Source organism: Kitasatospora sp. NBC_01300 (assembly GCF_041435235.1).
Taxonomy (GTDB): Bacteria; Actinomycetota; Actinomycetes; order Streptomycetales; family Streptomycetaceae; genus Kitasatospora.
Genome location: NZ_CP108408.1, coordinates 300,079 through 314,477, shown reverse-complemented (window position 1 = coordinate 314,477; position 14,399 = coordinate 300,079). Strand labels below are relative to the sequence as shown.

Annotated in this window: 12 protein-coding genes; 5 read left to right on the top strand and 7 right to left on the bottom strand. The window is 75.5% G+C overall.

What is annotated here, in order from left to right:
• Positions 1–21: 21 nt before the first annotated feature.
• Positions 22–1,581 carry a purple acid phosphatase family protein gene (locus OG556_RS01565; protein WP_371515463.1) on the bottom strand — a complete coding sequence of 520 codons (1,560 nt, stop codon included), beginning with the start codon at positions 1,579–1,581 and terminating at the stop codon, positions 22–24.
• Between the two features lie 194 nt (positions 1,582–1,775).
• Here OG556_RS01565 and OG556_RS01560 point away from each other — a divergent pair, with 194 nt between their 5' ends.
• Positions 1,776–2,993: an MFS transporter gene (locus OG556_RS01560; protein ID WP_371515462.1), complete on the top strand. Its 1,218-nt coding sequence runs from the start codon at positions 1,776–1,778 to the stop codon at positions 2,991–2,993.
• On the opposite strand, the gene OG556_RS01555 is transcribed toward OG556_RS01560, so the two are convergent.
• The 4 genes from OG556_RS01555 to OG556_RS01540 all read right to left on the bottom strand — a co-directional run bounded on the left by OG556_RS01555 (position 2,960) and on the right by OG556_RS01540 (position 7,376).
• A complete protein-coding gene (locus OG556_RS01555) occupies positions 2,960–5,026 on the bottom strand; it encodes a heavy metal translocating P-type ATPase (RefSeq protein WP_371515461.1) in 2,067 nt (688 codons plus the stop codon). The genes OG556_RS01560 and OG556_RS01555 overlap by 34 nt on opposite strands.
• 138 nt (positions 5,027–5,164) lie before the next feature.
• Positions 5,165–6,526, bottom strand: a complete 1,362-nt coding sequence (locus tag OG556_RS01550; RefSeq protein WP_371515460.1) for an MFS transporter — start codon at positions 6,524–6,526, stop codon at positions 5,165–5,167.
• A 137-nt stretch (positions 6,527–6,663) separates the two neighbouring features.
• Complete coding sequence (locus tag OG556_RS01545) at positions 6,664–7,026, bottom strand: ArsR/SmtB family transcription factor (RefSeq protein WP_371515459.1); 363 nt, start codon at positions 7,024–7,026, stop codon at positions 6,664–6,666.
• Positions 7,027–7,097: 71 nt separating this feature from the next.
• A complete protein-coding gene (locus OG556_RS01540) occupies positions 7,098–7,376 on the bottom strand; it encodes a hypothetical protein (RefSeq protein ID WP_371515458.1) in 279 nt (92 codons plus the stop codon).
• 503 nt (positions 7,377–7,879) lie between these two features.
• Here OG556_RS01540 and OG556_RS01535 point away from each other — a divergent pair.
• Complete coding sequence (locus tag OG556_RS01535) at positions 7,880–8,497, top strand: TetR/AcrR family transcriptional regulator C-terminal ligand-binding domain-containing protein (RefSeq protein WP_371515457.1); 618 nt, start codon at positions 7,880–7,882, stop codon at positions 8,495–8,497.
• Positions 8,498–8,592: 95 nt separating this feature from the next.
• On the opposite strand, the gene OG556_RS01530 is transcribed toward OG556_RS01535, so the two are convergent.
• Positions 8,593–9,405: a slipin family protein gene (locus OG556_RS01530; RefSeq protein WP_363633553.1), complete on the bottom strand. Its 813-nt coding sequence runs from the start codon at positions 9,403–9,405 to the stop codon at positions 8,593–8,595.
• 233 nt (positions 9,406–9,638) lie between these two features.
• Positions 9,639–10,499, bottom strand: a complete 861-nt coding sequence (locus tag OG556_RS01525) for an NAD(P)H-binding protein (protein ID WP_371515456.1) — start codon at positions 10,497–10,499, stop codon at positions 9,639–9,641.
• Positions 10,500–10,760: 261 nt separating this feature from the next.
• Between OG556_RS01525 and OG556_RS01520 the strand changes: the two genes are divergently transcribed.
• From OG556_RS01520 to lanL, 3 genes are all read left to right on the top strand, one after another.
• Positions 10,761–11,423, top strand: a complete 663-nt coding sequence (locus OG556_RS01520; protein ID WP_371515455.1) for a helix-turn-helix domain-containing protein — start codon at positions 10,761–10,763, stop codon at positions 11,421–11,423.
• 223 nt (positions 11,424–11,646) lie between these two features.
• On the top strand, positions 11,647–11,814 hold the full coding sequence (locus OG556_RS01515; RefSeq protein WP_167745841.1) for an SflA family class IV lanthipeptide: 168 nt from the start codon (positions 11,647–11,649) through the stop codon (positions 11,812–11,814).
• A gap of 38 nt (positions 11,815–11,852) precedes the next feature.
• Entirely contained in the window at positions 11,853–14,396 is a 2,544-nt protein-coding gene (gene lanL, locus OG556_RS01510; protein WP_371515454.1) for a class IV lanthionine synthetase LanL, read from the top strand.
• Positions 14,397–14,399 lie beyond the last annotated feature (3 nt).

Genomic DNA, 14,399 nt, shown 5'->3' with positions numbered 1-14,399 from the left:
CGGGCGCGGGCGCGGGCCGGGTCAGCCGCGTTGCACGGTGAACTGGTCCACGGCGGTGCCGTCCTCGGTGATCGAGCGCACCGCCATGCGGGCCGGCTTGCCGGCGGCGGCGGGCGTCACGTCGACCGCCACCAGGCAGTAACCGGTGTAACGGACCCTGGACCAGCTGACCTTGACGGTCTGGTTGTGGCCGCTCGGATCGGCGACCACCATCGGGACGGGGGAGTCGTTCTTCGTCTCGTGCCCGAGGTAGGTGTCGGGGACGGGGAAGGAGTAGACCCCGCCGCCACCGCCGCCCGCGACGACGTACGTGGTGCCGTCCTTCAGCGGATTGACGGTGTCTCCGGAGGCGACCTTGCGGGTGGGCTTGCCGGAGCGGATGGGGTCGGTCCGCTCGTAGACGTGGTTGTGGCCGCTGAGCACCAGGTCCACCTGGTACTTGTCGAACAGCGGGGCCCAGTCCTGCTGCGCGCCGAGTTCGGCCCCGTTGTCGTGGCAGGTGGAGTACGTGCACTGGTGCAGGTAGACGACGACGAAGTCGATGGTGGTGTCGGCGCGGAGCGCGGCGAGCCGGCTCTCCAGCCACTTCTTCTGCTTGCCCTTGGTGTAGTTCAGGTTGGCCGCGGTGTTGTAGCAGATGTCGTTGCCGTCGAGACTGATCAGGCCGACGTTCTGGCAGCGCCAGGAGTAGATGCCGGTGGACTGCGCCCAGGCGTTGTCGGGCATCGTGAACCGGGCGCGGATGCCCCCGTAGCCGTCGGCGCCGTACCAGGCCTCCATCTCGTGGTTGCCGATCGCCATCATCCACGGGGTCCGGGAGGCGACGGGTTCGTTCTGCACGAAGAAGGAGTCCCACAGGCGGGCGTCGTAGGGGTCGCTGGTCTTGCCGCTGCCGCCGCTGTTGGCGTACGAGAGGTCGCCCATGTGGAGGTGGAAGGCGGGGTCGAGGCCGGCGATCAGGTTGGCGGTGGCGGCCGCGTTGTACCCGACGCCCTGGTCGCCGAAGGCCGTGAAGGTGAACCCGGTGCCGCGGTCGGGTGCGGGCGCGGTGCGGAAGCTCGCCACGTCGCCGAGCAGGGCGCGCTGCCCCGCGGGGTCGTAGCCCTGGTGGCCGACGACGTAGTAGTACGTGGTGTCCGGGATCAGCTGGTCCACCTGTGCGTGCAGGTAGTACTGGGTGACGGTGGTGGGCTTGACCAGGGGCTGGTCCTCGACCGGGTGCTGCCAGGACAGCTTGCTGACCAGGGTGCGGACCTCGGCGGCGATCGGGGAGCCCAAGTCGCCGGGCTGGAGGCCGATCCGGACGAAGGGGGCGGTCACCGCGCCCGGCACCTGCCAGGAGACGACGACCTGTCGGGAGGGATCGGCCCCGAAGGCCAGGTGCCGGCCGAAGGGGCGCAGCGCGGACCCGGCGGTCCGGTCGCTGCGGGGTGCGGGGAGGGTCGGGGTGTCGAGGGCGGTCGGGCGGGGGGCGGCCTGGGCGGTGCCGGGCAGCAGGAGGCTGCCCGCGGCGAGGGCGGCACCGCCCGCCGCGCTCACTCGCAGGAGGTCGCGCCGGGAGTGCCGTGAGGTCTCGGACATGACATGAAGTTAGGAAACATCACTAACCTTTGACAAGAGGGCGGACGCAAACGGATTCGGCTTTATGGCAGGCCAGTTGACGGCACATCGGGTGTAGGGGTGTCTTCGGGCGGCCGATCCGTTCGTGGAGCCGATCGGCGTAACCCCGCCCGCGCGTCGCGGGCCCGGCACCGGCGGGCGCCTACCGTGGGCGAATGACCGATCATCAGACCGCGCGACCCGCGATGGGCCGGGCGGGCTACCTCGGGGCGGCCGCCGGCTTCGCCGTGTGCATGGCGGGCACCACCCTGCCCACCCCGCTGTACGGGCTGTACCAGGAACAGATCGGCTTCTCCGAACTGATGGTGACGCTCGTCTTCGCCGTCTACGCCTTCGCCGTCTACGCCTTCGGCGTCATCGGCGTCCTGCTGCTCGTCGGCAACGTCTCCGACTCCGTCGGACGCCGGCCCGTCCTGCTCTGCGGACTGGCGCTCGCCGCGTGCAGCGCCGTCGCCTTCCTGGCCGAAGGCGGCCTCCCGCTGCTGGCCCTGGGCCGCCTGCTGTCCGGCCTGTCCGCGGGCCTGTTCACCGGCACCGCCACCGCGTACGTCCTGGAGCTCGCCCCACCCGGACACCAGGCCCGCGCGGGCTTCGTCGCGACCGCCGCCAACATCGGCGGCCTGGGCTGCGGACCGGTGCTGTCGGGGCTGCTCGCCGAGTACACGACCCACCCCCTGACCCTGCCGTTCGCCGTGCACCTGGTGCTGCTCGCCGCCTCCTTCACCGTCACCTGGCTCCTGCCGGAGACCGTCACCGGCGCCCGCCCGCTGCGCACCGCCCGGCCGCGCCGGCCGTCCCTGCCGCCGGAGGTCCGCGGGGTGTTCGTCCCGGCCGGCCTCGCCGCGTTCGCGGGCTTCTCCCTGCTGGGCGTCTTCACCTCCGTCAGCCCGGCCTTCCTCTCCCAGCGGCTGGGCGTCCACAGCCCGGCCGTCGTCGGCCTGATCGTCTGCACGGCCTTCTTCGCCTCGACCCTCGGCCAGCTCGTGGTGCCCCGGCTGGGCACCGCCCGGGCGATCCCGATCGGCTGCCTGGTGCTCATCGTCGGGCTGGCCCTGATGGCGGGCTCCCTCGCCTGGACGGCCCTGCCGCTGCTGGTGCTCAGCGCCCTGGTGGGCGGCGCCGGCCAGGGCATGGGCCTGCGCGGCGCCGTCGGCGAGATCGCCGCCGCGGCTCCCGCCGAGCACCGCGGCGGCGCCCTGTCGGCGCTCTTCGTGGTCGCCTACTTCGGCATCTCGATCCCGGTGATCGGCATCGGCCTGCTCACCGCGCCGATCGGCCTGGCCCACGCCGGCCTGGTCTTCACCGCCTGCATGGCCCTGCTCGCCGCCGTCTCCGGCGCCTACCTGCTGCGCCGGGCCCGCGCCGGCTCCTGAACCGGCCGCGGCCCGGCGGCGCCCGCGCGCTGCCATGCGCTCTCGCGCAGCAGCCGCAGGCCGTTGAGGCCGACGATGACGGTCGAGCCCTCGTGGCCGAGGACGCCGAGCGGCAGGGGCAGGGTGGCGACCAGGTCCCACACGACCAGGCCGGAGATGAACACCGAGGCGATCACCAGGTTCTGGACGACCAGCCGCCGGGCCGCCCGGGACAGCGCGATCACCGTGGGGACGGTCGCGAGTTCGTCGCGGACGACGACCGCGTCGGCGGTCTCCAGCGCCAGGTCGGAGCCCGCCCGGCCCATCGCGATGCCGGTGTGGGCGGCGGCGAGGGCGGGGGCGTCGTTGACGCCGTCGCCGATCACCAGCACCTTGCGCCCGGCCCGCTCCTGCTCCTGGACGGCGGCGACCTTGTCCTGGGGGAGCAGCCCCGCGCGGACGTCGGTGATGCCGACCTCGGCGGCGAGGCGGGCGGCGGCGCGCGGGTTGTCGCCGGTCAGCAGCACCGGGGCGGCGCCGGTCAGGGCCGCCAGGGCGGTGACGGTGGCGGCGGCGTCGGGGCGCAGGCGGTCGGCGATGCCGAGCACGCCGACCGGGACGCCGTCGCGCTGGACCAGGACGGCGGTGCGCCCGTCGCGCTCCAGCTCCTCGGCGATGGCGAGGGCCGCGGCCGAGGCGGTGGCGGTGGCGGTGGTGGTGGTGGCCTCCGCCGCGGCGGAGGGCGCGTCGGCGGCGCCGTCGAGGAGCCGGGCGGGGGCGCCGACCGCGATGACGGCACCGGAGACGGTGGCGGTCACCCCGATGCCGGGGGTGGAGGCGAAGCCCTCGGCGACGGGCAGGTCGAGGCCGCGCCGGCGGGCGGCGTCGACCACCGCGCGGGCCAGCGGGTGCTCGCTGGGGTGCTCGGCGGCGGCCGCCAGGGCCAGCAGTCCGTCCTCGTCCAGGCCGCTGCTGGCGAGGGGGAGCAGGTCGGTGATCCGGGGGGTGCCCTCGGTGAGGGTGCCGGTCTTGTCCAGCGCGACCGCGTCGACCTGCCCGAGCCGCTCCATCACGACGGCGGACTTCACCAGGACGCCGTGGCGGCCGGCGTTGGCGATCGCGGACAGCAGCGGCGGCATGGTGGCCAGCACCACGGCGCAGGGCGAGGCGACGATCATGAAGGTCATCGCCCGCAGCAGCGAGCCGGTCACGGCGGCGCCCAGCGCCAGCGGGACCAGGAAGACGGCGAGGGTCGCGAAGACCATGCCCAGGGAGTAGCGCTGCTCGACCCGCTCGATGAACAGCTGGGTGGGGGCCTTGGTCTCCGAGGCCTCCTCGACCATGGCGACGATCCGGGCGATCACCGAGTCGGAGGCGTCGCGCTCGACCTTCACCCGCAGGGCGCCGGTGCCGTTCAGGGTGCCGGCGAAGACCTCGTCGCCCTGCTGCTTGGCGGCCGGCAGCGGCTCGCCGGTGATGGTGGCCTGGTCGACCTCGCTCGCGCCGTCCAGGACGCGGCCGTCGGCGCCGACGCGCTCGCCGGGGCGGATCAGGATGGTGTCGCCGACCACCAGGTCCTCGGTGGCGACGGTCTCCTCGCCGCCGTCGTCCAGCAGGCGGGTGGCGGTGGTGGGGGCGAGGTCGAGCAGGCCGCGCACCGAGTCCTGGGTGCGGGCGGTGGCCAGCGCCTCCAGCGCGCCCGAGGTGGCGAAGATGACGATCAGCAGCGCGCCGTCCATCACCTGCCCGATCGAGGCCGCGCCGATCGCGGCGACGATCATCAGCAGGTCGACGTCGAGGGTCTTCTCGCGCAGCGCCTGAAGTCCGGCCCAGCCGGGCTCCCAGCCGCCGGTGACGTAGGCGATCGCGTACAGCGGCCCCCAGGCCCAGGCCGGGGCGCCGGTCAGCTGGAGCGGCAGCGCGGTCAGGAAGGCGACGGTCGCGGCGGCGGCCCAGCGGGCTTCGGCCAGCGCGAAGACGCGCGTACGGCGCTTGGGGGCGGCGCCGCCGCGCGGGGCTGCGGCGGCTGGGCGCTCGGTGAGGGTTGCGGACATGGCTGTGGTGTTCCTCCACGCGGACACGACGGGGCGACGCGTCGACCATACAGGAATACATGAACAGCTCTTCATTTATTCCTGCTGGATTGACCCTCCCGGGTGATGCGGTTGTCGCCCCCGCCGGGCAGCCCCTGGCTAGTTGGCCCGCGCGGCGAGGCCGTGCGGCCAGCGGCGGTGGTACTGGTCGATGACGTAGTCGTGGCCGTGGAGCCAGCCGTCCGCGGCCGGGTGGGCGTCGGTGAGGTGGGGGTGGCCCGGGGGCAGGTCGGCGTGGACGTGGTCGAGCTTGGCGGGGTCGCGGGCGGGCCAGATCGCGGTGGCGGCGCCGGCGGCGAGCAGGGCGATGGCGCCGAGGACGACGGCCGTCACCGGGAGCCCGGCGCCGGCGGCGAGCCAGCCGGCGAGGGGGTAGGTGAGCAGCCAGCAGCTGTGCGAGAGGGAGAACTGCGCGGCGAAGGCGGCGGGCAGGTCCGCGTCGGCGGCGGAGCGGCGGATCAGGCGCCCGCCCGGTGTGAGGACGGCGGAACAGGCGGCGCCGATCGCGGCCCAGGACACCAGCAGCGCGGCCCAGGACCAGCCGCCCGGGGCCGCGGCGGTGACGGCGGCGACGGCGGCCAGGACGGCGGGGAGCGCGAAGGCGGCCGGGAGCATGACGGTGCGGTCGGAGAGCCGTCGCAGGAGCCGGGGCAGGAGCAGGGCGGCCAGCATGGAGCCGGCTCCGTAGGCGCCCAGGGCGAGCGACACCGTGCCGGCCGGGCGGTGGAAGTGCTCGCGGACCGCGACGACGGTGTCGACGAAGACGATCGCCCCTGCGGCGGCGACCGCGAGGTCGAGGGCGAGCAGCGCCCGCAGGCGCGGGGTGGCCCAGAACAGGCGGGCGCCGAAGGCGGCCTTGGCGTGGCCGCCGCCGGTCCGCTCGACGGGGGCGGGCTTGGGCAGGGCGACGGAGACGACCAGGGTGGCGGAGGCGAGGAAGCCCGCGGTGGTGCCGGTGAACAGCCAGGTGTAGGGCACCAGGGCGAGCAGGCCCGCGGCGAGCGCCGGGCTGAACAGGGACTCCAGGTCGTAGGCGAGTCGGGACATCGACAGCGCCTGGGTGTAGTCCCGTTCGGCCGGCAGCACCTCGGGGATGGTGGCCTGGAAGGCCGGCGTGAAGGCGGCAGAGGCGGCCTGGAGCAGGAAGATCAGGACGTAGATCTGCCAGGCCTGGCTGACGAACGGCAGGGCGAGCGCGACGGCGGCGCGGGTGAGGTCCATCGCCACCAGCAGCCTTCGGCGCGGAATGCGGTCGGCGAGGGCGCCGACCGCCGGCGCGACGGCCACGTAGGCGACCATCTTGACGGCCAGCGCGGTGCCGAGGACCGCCGAGGCGTCGGTACCGGCGATGTCGTACGCGAGCAGGCTCAGCGCCACGGTGGCCAGGCCCGTGCCCACCAGGGCGATGGCCTGGGCTGCGAACAGGTGGCGGTAGGTGCGGTTGCGCAGTGTGGACAGCATCGGCCCCGTCCCGGTCGGCGGCGTGGTGCGGCAGCATCATCGTAGCCAACACGTGCATACGTGTGCACGTGTTGGCTGTGATGGTGCTGCCCTCGCCGCCGTTCCGGTCCGAGGGGGTGGGTCGGTCGTGCGGCGGGTCAGTCGTGCGGCGGCAGGGAGCCGATCTGGTGGTCGGCGACGTTCAGCGCCTCGTCGACCAGGCGCCGAAGGTGCCCGTGGCGCAGCGAGTAGACGACGCGGCGGCCGTCCCTGCGCGTGGTGACCAGGCCCGCGAGGCGGAGCTTCGCGAGGTGCTGGCTGACGGAGGTGCGCGGGGCCCCGCACGCCTCGATGAGGGAGGTGACGTCGGCCTCGCCCGCGCCGAGCCGGTGCAGCAGCGCGAGCCGGGTGCGGTCCGCGAGCAGGGCGAGGACGGACGCGGCGACGTCCAGCCGCTCGCCGCCGCCCTGCCCCTGCTTCTGCGAGCCGTGTGCAGCTGCCAGATCGGTGCTTGTGCTCATGTGCTCATCGTAGAGCGGCGTGAGCCCGATGCGTGCACGCGTGCGCACGTGAAGACACGCCCTGAAGGGGGTCAGTGGCCGGGGCCCCAGCGGGCTTCGAGTCGGCGGGCGCCGTCGGGGGCGGTGACGGCCCGCCGGCTGGCCCGTATCCGCACCGTGCGGCGGGCGGCGCCGGTGCCGCCGGCGGCGGTCGGCGCGCCCACGGCCTGGAGCACGGAGTTGTCCAGGGGGCTGTCGGCGAGCCTGCGCACGATCGCGGACAGGGTCGCGGCGACCGAGCCTCGCGCCGGTGCGGCGAGCGCCGCGGCGGGGAGGGGGTGGCGGCGGTGGAAGGCGCCGAGAACGGCCACGGGGACCTCACCTTCGTTGACGTGTCGTCCGACGCGGCGGATCGATCGGGTGTGGGCGGCTGAGGATGTCTTGTGGGTGCTCCGGAGGGCGGTGACGGGGCGCCGGGCCCGCGTCAGCCGGGCGGGGACGAGTCCGAGCCTAGGCCGCGGACCCTCGGGGGGCGGGTGATCCTGACGCCCCCTTGACTGCGCGGGCGTCGTCACTGACGGTGTCCTGACGGCGGCCCCACGTATCGAGGGCCTGCGGCCCGGACGCGATCGCGCTCCTGCGCCTGCGCGTCCGGCGGGCGGCCGCGTCGCGTGGGCGAGGGGAGGGAGAGCCATGGCAGGCCGGTCAGACGGCGCCGGCGCGGTCCGCGACGGCCGGGGGGCGAGCGATTGGGACGCGACGGGTTCGTTCACTAACATCGACAGTGGCCCTGGATATAGGGAACACATCCGTTCATTGCGGACAGCCGGTGAACGGGCGTGTCGAGAGGTGGAACCGAAGAAGGTGCGCAGCCATGCCCGCTGAACCCGCAGTCGCGCGCGGACCGGCGACGGGCGCCCCGCTCCGGAGGCGCGGCGAGGCGCTGGAGAACGCCATCTTCGAGGCCGCCCTCCAGCAGCTCACCGCCGACGGCTACGCCCGGCTCACCATGGAGGGCGTCGCCGCCGCCGCGCAGACCGGCAAGGCCGCGCTCTACCGGCGCTGGCCCTCCAAGGAGGAACTGGTCAAGGACGCGCTGCGCGCCTCCCTGCCCCCGGCCGGCCCGCCGCCCGACACCGGCGGCCTGCGCGGGGACCTGCTGGAGGTGGTGACCAGGCTGCGGGCGGCGATGCTGAGCGAATCCGGGGCCGCCGTGCGGGCCATCATGGGCGAGCTGGACCGGCAGCGGGCCCACACCTTCCTGGCGATCGTGCTGGAACGGGTGGTGGAGCCCACCGCCGCGCTGATCGTCGAGGTGCTCGCCCGCGGTGCCACCCGGGGCGAGGTCCGGCCGGGGTCCGTCACCCCGCTGGTCATCGACGTCGTCCCGGCGCTGATGCTGTACCGGGTGAAGATGTGCGCCGGCGCGCCGGCGCAGCTCGACCCGGCGGAGATCGTCGACGAGGTGCTGCTGCCGATCGTCCGCCCGTGACGGACGGTCAGGCCGACGGCTGATGGCCGATCGCTGACGGCCGTCGGCCGGTCGGGGGCGGACCCCGGACCGGCCGTGGTCGTGCGGGCGGGCCGTCAGCCCGCGTCGGACGGAGCCTGGGCCGGGACGGCGGGCGCCGGCCCGGAGCCCGCCTCGGCGGCCCGGGCGGCGGAGGCCTCGAAGAAGCGCAGCAGCTCCACCGGGAACGGCAGCACCAGCGTCGAGTTCTTCTCCGCCGCGACCTCCACCACCGTCTGCAGCAGCCGCAGCTGCATCGCCGCCGGGGTCTCGGACATCGTGACGGCGGCCTCGGCGAGCTTGGCGGCGGCCTGGAACTCGCCGTCCGCGGTGATGATCCGGGCCCGGCGCTCGCGGTCGGCCTCCGCCTGGCGGGCCATCGAGCGCTTCATCGAGTCGGGCAGGCTGACGTCCTTGATCTCCACCCGGTCGATGTGCACGCCCCATCCGGTGGCCGGGCTCTCCAGCATGACCTCCAGCCCCTGGTGCAGGTTCTCCCGGCCGGAGAGCAGGTCGTCCAGCTCGCTCTTGCCGATGATCGAGCGCAGCGAGGTCTGGGCGACCTGGAGCATCGCGAAGGAGTAGTTCTGGACGTCCACCGTGGCCTTGACCGGCTCGACGACGCGGAAGTACAGCACGGCGTCGACGCTGACGGAGACGTTGTCCTTGGTGATGCCCTCCTGGGCGGGCACCGGCATGGTGACGACCTGGACGTTGACCTTGCGCATCCGGTCGACCACCGGCACCAGCAGGGTGAGGCCCGGCTGGCGGACCTGCTCGCGCACCCGGCCGAGCCGGAACACCACGCCGCGCTCGTACTGCTGCACCACCCGCACGCCGGTGATCAGCCAGAACAGCGCCAGCACGACGACGAGAACGACAATTGCCACGTTCGTCCGACCTTCCCCGTGGCGGCGCAGCCCGGGCCGGGTCCGGAACGGGCCCTGTCGCGCGGGTGCGAGCCGCGCAGGACAGTATGCGCCCCGGCCGCGGGGATCGACAGCCGCGTGCGCCGGGGATCCTGACGGACCGTCCGCCCCGCCGGTCCGGCGCGACCGCGCCACCCCGGCGGCGGCGGACCGACGCCCGTGGCGCGCACCACGGGCGTCCTGGAACCCGCTGCCTAGCCGGCGAAGGCGGCCGCGTGCTCGGCGGCGAACTCGGCGAAGGAGCGCGCCGGGCGGCCGGTGAGCTTCTCCACGTCGGAGCTGACGGCGGCGGCGTACCCGGCCGCGTACAGCCCGTACAGCTCGACCATGCCCTCGGCGCGCCACCGGTCCCAGCCCGCGTCGAGCATCCCGGCCAGGGCCGCCTCGGGCGCCAGCGCGGTGTACGCCACCGGGCGGCCGGCGACGGCGGCGAGCTGCTCGGCCAAGGCGTCGTGCGACAGCGCCTCCGGGCCGGTCAGGGTGTAGACCGCGCCCTCGTGGCCCCCGGTCGCCAGCACCTCGACGGCGGCCGCCGCCACGTCCCGGGCGTCCACGTACGACACCGCGCCCTCGCCGCCCGGCGCCGCGAGGGTGCCGGCCCGGACGCCCGCGGCCATGCCCAGGACGTTCTGGTGGAAGCCGTTCGGCGCCACGACCGTCCACGGCAGCCCGGAGGCCCGCAGGTGGTCCAGGCCGCTGACGTGCGCGCCGACGAAGCGGACGCCCTCCGGCCGCTGCTCGACGCCCGCCGCCGCGTGCAGCACGACCCGCGGCCGCCGGCCGGTGCGCACGGCCGCGTCGATCACGTTCCGCTCGTGGGCGGCCATCTCGGGGTGGACGGCCACCAGGAGGTAGACGACGTCGGCCCCGGCCAGGGCCGCGTCCAGCGAAGCCGGATCCGCGAAGTCGGCGGCCACCCGCTCGACCGCGTCGTCCCACTCCGCCGGGCCCGGCGAACCGGCGCGCACCAGCGCCCGCACCACCTCGCCGCGCTCGCGCAGCCCCACGACCACCTTGGACCCGACCGTACCGGTGGCACCCGTCACGACGATCACGGATGGCACTCCTCCCCGTAGTCGACGCCGACCTGATTCGACGTCAGCGCGATGATCGCAGGCGGGGCGGAGCCGATCAAGGTCGGGCCCGCCGGGCCCGGGGCCGGCCAGGCAGGCCCGACCGCGCCGACACGCACGGCGCCCCGCCGTTCCTCGACTTGGCGCATGCCGGGCGCTTGGATGGATCCGGCCTGGTCACCGCCCGGACACGACCCGGGACACGACCCCGGGCACCCGCCGGCAAGCCGAGGAGCCACCACCGTGAACGACACCCCTGACGCCGTCGACCGGGCCGAATCCGCCGCCGTGGCCGGCCGGATCGCCGAGCGGCGCGAACAACTCGGCCTCAGCGAGGACGACCTCGCCCACCAGGCGGCCATGGCCCCCCGCTACCTCCACTACCTGCTCGAAGCCGGACCGGCCTTCGACCCCGGCGGCTTCGTCCGGATCGCCGCCGCACTCGGCCTCAGCCGCGGCGAACTGCTCGAAGGCCGCGCCGACGCCCCGCCCGGCCAGGGCGGCCCCGGCCCGCACCCGCGGCTGCTCGGCCTCACCGAACCCGAGTGCTGGGAGCTGATCGGCACCCACGGCGTCGGCCGCATCGCGCTGCCGCTCCAGCCGGGCCCGGTCGTCGTCCCCGTCAACTACGTCGTCGACGACCGCACCGTCGCCTACCGCACCACCGAGCGCGGCGCCCCGCCCGAGGGCACCTCGCTCTCCTTCCAGATCGACCACATCGACGAGTACCTCGGCCGGGGTTGGAGCGTCCTCCTCCTCGGCACCGCCCACCACGTGCACGACCCCACCGCCCTGCAGCACCTGGTCGGCCTCCCCGGCGCCATCCCCTGGGCCGGCGGCGACCGGACCCGCTGGATCCGGATCAGCCCGGACGAGATCACCGGCCGCCGCCTGGTGAGCGACTGAACGGTCCGTTCCGGTCGCCGGGAATCGCGGTGCCGAGCGGCCGAGTCGGCGGTGTCGTACCCCTGTCGCGGACCGGTCGGCGTGGCTAGCATGAGGCGCCAACCGCAAGGAACACCGGCCCAGGCCCCCTCTCGCGGGTCACGTCGGATCAGCGTGCCCAGGTGTCCCGCACGCCCGGCGTGACCCGAGAGAGCAGGTCCGACCCCCGAGGGAGGAACCACCCATGAGCGCAGTGGTGACCGAGATCCGCGACGCAGGACTGCTGGACATCGACGAGGACGCCATCGTCTTCGAGGACGAGCACGACGCGGACCTCGCCCCGGTCGCGTGTCTCGCCGACCCGTGGGTCACCTACGTTCCGACGCGCTTCGACTGCGCCGTGGACTGCTGACCCGTACCGAGGAAGCGGACCGGGGGAGGGGCGGAGCGATGAGCACACCACCCGACCCCGGCTCCGCCGAGGCACTGCGGCGCCGGGTCGCCGACCTGGCCGCCGCCGCGCCCGGCCCGCGCCGCCCGCTGCACACCGACGGGCAGTGGTGGTACCTCCAGGACCCCCGGATGCCGGCGCGGGCCCACGGCTGGAAGCTCCACCTGTCCGCCCGGCAGGGCCAACTCCCGCAGCTGCTGGACGCGGTGGTCCCGATCCTGCTGCGCCGCACCTGCGACGCGAAGTTCGCGGCGGGCGCGGCCGTGCTGCGGGAGCTCAACAGCGGGCTGCGCGGCCCTGCGGCCGTGGGCAAGGCCGTCACGGTCTACCCGGACGAGGCGGACCTCGTCGCGCTGGGAACGGAGTTGGCCCGGGCGCTGGCCGGCTGGGCGGGGCCCCGGGTGCTGAGCGACCGCCGGCTCCGGCCGGACGCGCCCGTCTACTACCGCTACGGCCTGTTCCGGGTCACGGACGACGGCGCCGACCACGGCATGACCGGCCCGGACGGGTCGGTCTTCCCCGGCCTGGCCGAGGCCCGCTACCGCCAACCGCCCTGGGCGAGCGACCCGTTCGCGCCCGTCGAGGCCGCCGCCCGGCCACCGACCACCCGGGTCGGCGAGGGCCGGTACCGGATCACCGCCGGGATCACCCGCTCGCCGAACGGTCACGTCTACCGCGCGGTCGAACTCGCCACCGGGCGCGAGGTGGTGGTCAAACAGGCCCGCGCCCACGTCGGCGAGGACGGCGCGGGCACCGACGCGCGCGGCCGGCTCCGGCACGAACGCCGGGTGCTCACCGCCCTGGCCGGGGTGCCCGGGGTGCCGCCGCTGGTCGACTACTTCCGGCACGGCGCCGACGAGTACCTGGTCAGCGGTGCGTGCGGGCCGCGCGACCTGCGGCGCGACGTCCTCGCCGCGGGCCCGTACGACCTGCGGCCGGGCACCGGCGGGCGCGACTGGTGGGGCCTGGCGCGCGGACTGCTGCGGATCCTGGACGCGGTGCACGCGCGCGGCGTGGTGGTCTGCGACCTGAAGCCCGCGAACGTGGTGCTCGACGCCGCCGGCCGCTGCTCGCTGGTCGACTTCGGCGTCAGCGCCCTCGACGGCGCCCGCCCGCCCGGGGCCACGGCGGGCTACGGGCTGCCCGGCGCCACCGGCACCGACCCCACCGAGGACTACTACGCGCTGGGCACCACGCTCCACCACGCCCTCACCGGCCTCGACCCGGTGGTGATCGACCCCGACCCGGCGACCAACCGCGACCGCACCCTGGCCTGTCTGCGCGCGGCCTTCCCCGGCCCCGCCGACTCGGCGGATGCGGTGGTGGCCCTGGTCGCGGGCCTGGTGAGCCCGGACCGGGACGGGCGCTCGGCCGCCGCCGCCGGCCTGCGGGAGGGGAGGCCGCCCGGCCGCCCCCCGGGACAGCACTCGGCCGGGCCGCGCCGGGCCCCGCTCGACGAGGCCGTCGACCACACCGTCGCCACCTGCGTGCGGATGGCCCGCGAACTGGTCGCCACCGATCCGCGCGCCGGCGAACCCCGCACCCTGCTGTCGCTCTACGACGGCGCCGCCGGCCTCGGCCTCGAACTGCTGGAGCACGCGGACCGCCCCGACGCCCGGGCCGCCGCCACCGCCCTGGCCGACTGGACGGCCGCCCACCCGGCGCTCGACCGCCTCGACGGCTCGCTCTACCAGGGCCGGGCGGGCACCGACCTGTTCCTCGCCCGGGCCGCCGCCACCCTCGGCACGGGCCCGCTCGGCCTTGAGCCGCCGCGCCACCGCCGCCACGAGCCCGCCGGGGACGACCAGATCGCCGGGGCGGCCGGGATCGGCACCGCCCACCTGCTGCTCGCCGCCCTCGGCCGGGACGCCGACCGGCACCTCGCGGCGGCCGCCGCGTGGGCCACGGAACTGACCGCCCGGCCCCTCGACGGTCCCGGCGAGGAGCCCAACCCCGGCACCGCCGCCCTCGCCGAGGGTTTCGCGCACGGCCGCGCGGGCATCGCCCACTTCCTCCTCGCCCGGCCCGACGAGGCGTCCCGCCGGACGGCCCGCCGGATCGTCGACGGACTCGCCGCCGACCTCCCCCGCCTCAGCGCGGCCGCCCTGCGGCCGGGGGCGACCCGCCGCTACCTCTCCTGGTGCCGGGGCCTGGCAGGCCTCGGCACGGTCCTCGTCCAGGCCGGGATCCAGTACGGCGACGACGCCCTCCTCGCCCTGGCCGCCGACGCGGCCGACACCTGCCGGACGCTCGCCCCGCGCACGGCCCTGGTGGTCCGCTGCTGCGGCCTGGCCGGAGTCGGCGACCTCCTCGTGGACCTCGCCGCGGCCACCGGCGACCCCCGCCACTGGCACGCGGCGGAGCAGCTGGCGGCCCTGCTCCTCACCCGCGCCGGCGGGCCGGCGGGCCGTCCGGTCTTCCCCGGCGGCGACCCGACCGCCGAGTCCCGCGCCTGGGCGGTCGGGACACCCGGAGTGCTGACGTTCCTGCGCCGACTGTCCCGCCGCGGCGGCCCGGTGCCCGGACTGCTGCCGCTGCCCTGAACC

Excerpts from the sequence above, each read along its gene's own strand:
- OG556_RS01555 (WP_371515461.1), bottom strand. The coding sequence starts at position 5,026 with ATGTCCGCAACCCTCACCGAGCGCCCAGCCGCCGCAGCCCCGCGCGGC.
- OG556_RS01545 (WP_371515459.1), bottom strand. The coding sequence starts at position 7,026 with ATGAGCACAAGCACCGATCTGGCAGCTGCACACGGCTCGCAGAAGCAG.
- OG556_RS01550 (WP_371515460.1), bottom strand. The coding sequence starts at position 6,526 with ATGCTGTCCACACTGCGCAACCGCACCTACCGCCACCTGTTCGCAGCC.
- lanL (WP_371515454.1), top strand. The coding sequence starts at position 11,853 with ATGAGCACACCACCCGACCCCGGCTCCGCCGAGGCACTGCGGCGCCGG.
- OG556_RS01560 (WP_371515462.1), top strand. The coding sequence starts at position 1,776 with ATGACCGATCATCAGACCGCGCGACCCGCGATGGGCCGGGCGGGCTAC.
- OG556_RS01565 (WP_371515463.1), bottom strand. The coding sequence starts at position 1,581 with ATGTCCGAGACCTCACGGCACTCCCGGCGCGACCTCCTGCGAGTGAGC.
- OG556_RS01535 (WP_371515457.1), top strand. The coding sequence starts at position 7,880 with ATGCCCGCTGAACCCGCAGTCGCGCGCGGACCGGCGACGGGCGCCCCG.
- OG556_RS01515 (WP_167745841.1), top strand. The coding sequence starts at position 11,647 with ATGAGCGCAGTGGTGACCGAGATCCGCGACGCAGGACTGCTGGACATC.